The sequence below is a fragment of the Thalassobacter sp. genome (assembly GCF_982993085.1).
On record NZ_CEZFMW010000208.1, the window covers coordinates 1 to 3,010 of the forward strand.

2 protein-coding genes are annotated in these 3,010 nt (G+C 53.8%); one reads left to right on the top strand and one right to left on the bottom strand.

Annotation, left to right across the window (positions count from 1 at the left end; genetic code table 11):
- Positions 1 to 1,050 precede the first annotated feature (1,050 nt).
- Complete coding sequence (locus AC4GMC_RS17960; protein WP_487878686.1) at positions 1,051 to 1,773, top strand: hypothetical protein; 723 nt, start codon at positions 1,051 to 1,053, stop codon at positions 1,771 to 1,773.
- A gap of 80 nt (positions 1,774 to 1,853) precedes the next feature.
- On the opposite strand, the gene AC4GMC_RS17965 is transcribed toward AC4GMC_RS17960, so the two are convergent.
- A complete protein-coding gene (locus AC4GMC_RS17965; protein WP_487878687.1) occupies positions 1,854 to 2,876 on the bottom strand; it encodes a nucleotidyl transferase AbiEii/AbiGii toxin family protein in 1,023 nt (340 codons plus the stop codon).
- Positions 2,877 to 3,010 lie beyond the last annotated feature (134 nt).

Consider the following 3,010-nt stretch of genomic DNA (forward strand, 5'->3'; position numbering starts at 1 on the left):
ATTTTTCTCGCTGCGTGCGCTCGCAGCACAAATTCACAATGACTGGGTCGGGCTCTAAGCCGCCATTTGCTGCGAACTATATCAATGTCCGCTAAGGGCCGATCATGATGCTACCATGGTTTATTCCACTTGAATACTGCTGCACAAGCCGCGCCCTGTGACCAAGTCACTGCCGCCTAAATTCATTAAGAACCCGGAACTCATAAGCGCGGAATGAATTCCGGAAACTGGGTTGGCGGGTTTGAAATGTGCTCGGGATGCTTCCGTCGCCCAGCGCATGGCGCAGATATCTGAAGGTTTTGCCCCTGATTTGGCGAGCCTTATGACGCGCGGCACTAAGGGGCAGGGATTTGGGAGAAAAATGCGGTTTCGTTGATGAAATGACCGGTCTGGGGGCCTGTCAGGTGGCGATCTTGCGATTATAATCGCGATGGTTTACGTCAACACCACGTCAACCACTCAACGTCTGTTTGCCTACATCTCAACGCGTCTCAACGCATCCAATGTCGTTGGAAGTCGGTGAACAGAGTAAATGAAAACAAAGGCTTATCGGCTAAGTGGCTGATTTCAAACAATTAAGCAAAATCAAAGAGTTACGACTCATAACCTGAAGGTCGTAGGTTCAAATCCTACTCCCGCAACCAAAAAAATCAAATAAATCAAAAGTTTAGTTTCCGAGTTAAATACTGGGGAATTATAAGCGCGTTTCAAGTCAACGCCACGTCAACATTTGACGAGTCATCCGCCCCGAAAAACCGTAATCAGGGATAATCAGCCGCGCTCAGCGATGGTCGGTGACATTCCACTGCATTGAACCACATTCGCTTGGCCGGGTGATGGCGGCAATCGTGACCATCCCCAGTTTCATCTCCGGAAAATTTGCGGAGAATAGATCAGATAATCTCCGCGCAGCACGCCTAGCTTATCCAGGATCGTCGGCTAGATCCGCCTTTTCCATTCGGCACCTAGCACGGATGCTCAGCGATCTCGTCTAGGCCTGCACACACGGGCCTCTTGGCATCGCCGTTGTGCTCGTGGCATCACTTGCGCATGATTGCATTCCGTACGCTCCCTGATGATCATCCAGATTTAATGCGCTCGCCGCTGCTGCGGGGCGCACTTTTGACGCTGCAATATGCCCAAGAGCACGGATCGATTGGCCTCACCCAAACCAAGGCGTTTAAGCGCGTCTTCGTCCACTGGGCTGTGGAGAACTTCGATTGGCCGGGGAAAAGTGCTGAGGAAATGTTCCGCTTCAACAAGGTCATCAACGAGTACGAATTCCCACCACTTGAGGTTCTGCACTTCCTGCTAATCTCGTTACGCCTCGGCCGGCATTATAAGGGGGCGTTTCGGTTGACAAAGAAGGGTGCTGAGCTGGCCCGATCGCCAGGGCGCTTGGTTGCCGAGCTGATCCCGTACTTCGTTCTCCGCATCGATCACGCGTCCTATGCCCGTTTTGACGATCGGCCGTTTGGCAAATGGGATGTCTGGATGAATGTCATCAACGTCGAGGCGGACCGAGGCACCACTGAGGCAGCTTTGTACCAGGGCTTTTATGGTGAGCCAGAGGATTGGCACACCGCGGGATGGCGGGCGATGGGCGCATTCTCATCATGTGTCTTGCGGCCACTTGAGTGGGCGGGACTGTTGATGGAGACCCGTGACAACAGCCCGGGCAAGCACGATTGTCACGTCTTCAAGACCCAGCTTTGGCGGAGTTCGCTTAAGCTCGATACCGATGAGATGCTGCAGCCGACGCCCGTTCAGTGATGCATGCACCTGTTTGTAGTTTCAATGATTAGACGTGAGTCAACGGCCGTATAGAAACCATGTCGGCCTGTTGTGCAGCGTCAGCGTTCAACGATGACCCGGTTTGCGTCGTCGGCGATAGTGGCGCAACGCGTGATAAGCTTTTCAAACGGTTCAGCATCTGTCAGGAGGAGACCATCCTCGACCATTTTGCGATAATCTTCTGCAAGAGTATCACGCGCGGATCCGGTCGGTACCAATTCCAAACCACCACTGACGGCCGCAACGTAATCGATCGTGTTTCCAGCAACGTCTTTTTCGGTGAAGAACATACCCTTGTGGTTGGCTACTGCTTGCGCCAAGTTCTTGTCCCTGGTTGCCTTTTCGGCGATCCCAGCATCAGCAAGGCGAACCAAGTCGTGCCAGTGTCTAGCGAAGCGGTCACCTCGCAAGCGTTGCTGTCGACAAAAGACGTGTATCGCAGTCGCCTTTTCCCAAAATGTTCGCTCAGCATGCATGACCCGCGGATTTGCGGTAGGAAAGACAAGTCCATCAATCACGCCATCGGCATCACAACTGATGGCGCGAAGGCTGGCCGGTTCGCCAGTTGCGCGCGCTCCGAATTCCAACATAACAGAAGGCGCAACATACCCAGTGCCCAAGGAAGCTGCCTCATAATCTATAAACAGCTTCTCGCCCTCATGACGCAGTGTGGCGGGTAAGCTCATTTGCATGATTGGGCTTTGCAGTACGGGTTGCAGCGTCGATGGTATCCATTCTTTCAAGCGCTGCCGTGCGGCCTTCGTCCAGCGTCTTTCTTCACCTCTTGATGTGGGGATAGCATCCTGGCTGTCGCCGACAAGATCGGGCGCGATTGCTCGGATGTCGTAAGTCAGGTCAACATCCTCAGAGAAGCGTTGGATGATGCCGTAGGCCTTCGACAGAGACGTGCCCCCCTTGAACACGAGATGATCACCTGCAGGAGAGTTGAAAAGCGTGTCCAGGGCCCAGACAACCCACACGTCCTTTTCGAGCAAGTGGGGAGGGCGGCCGAGGCTATCTGCAGCCACGCCGAGGGCTTCGCGTCTGTCATCTAGCGATAAAGTCAAGAAGGCTTCAGCCATGAGCTACACGACTGACAGTACTGGCAAGCCAGGTTGGAAACTGTGGTGCTGCTGCGACCAATTCGGAAAACGAAGCGCCTGGGATTTTACGCTTGAGCGTCTTCAGTGCGCCTTCGGCCTGTTCAGGGCCCAAC

Bases quoted from the DNA above. Each gene is read 5' to 3' on its own strand.
- AC4GMC_RS17965 (WP_487878687.1), bottom strand. From the start codon at position 2,876: ATGGCTGAAGCCTTCTTGACTTTATCGCTAGATGACAGACGCGAAGCC.
- AC4GMC_RS17960 (WP_487878686.1), top strand. From the start codon at position 1,051: ATGATTGCATTCCGTACGCTCCCTGATGATCATCCAGATTTAATGCGC.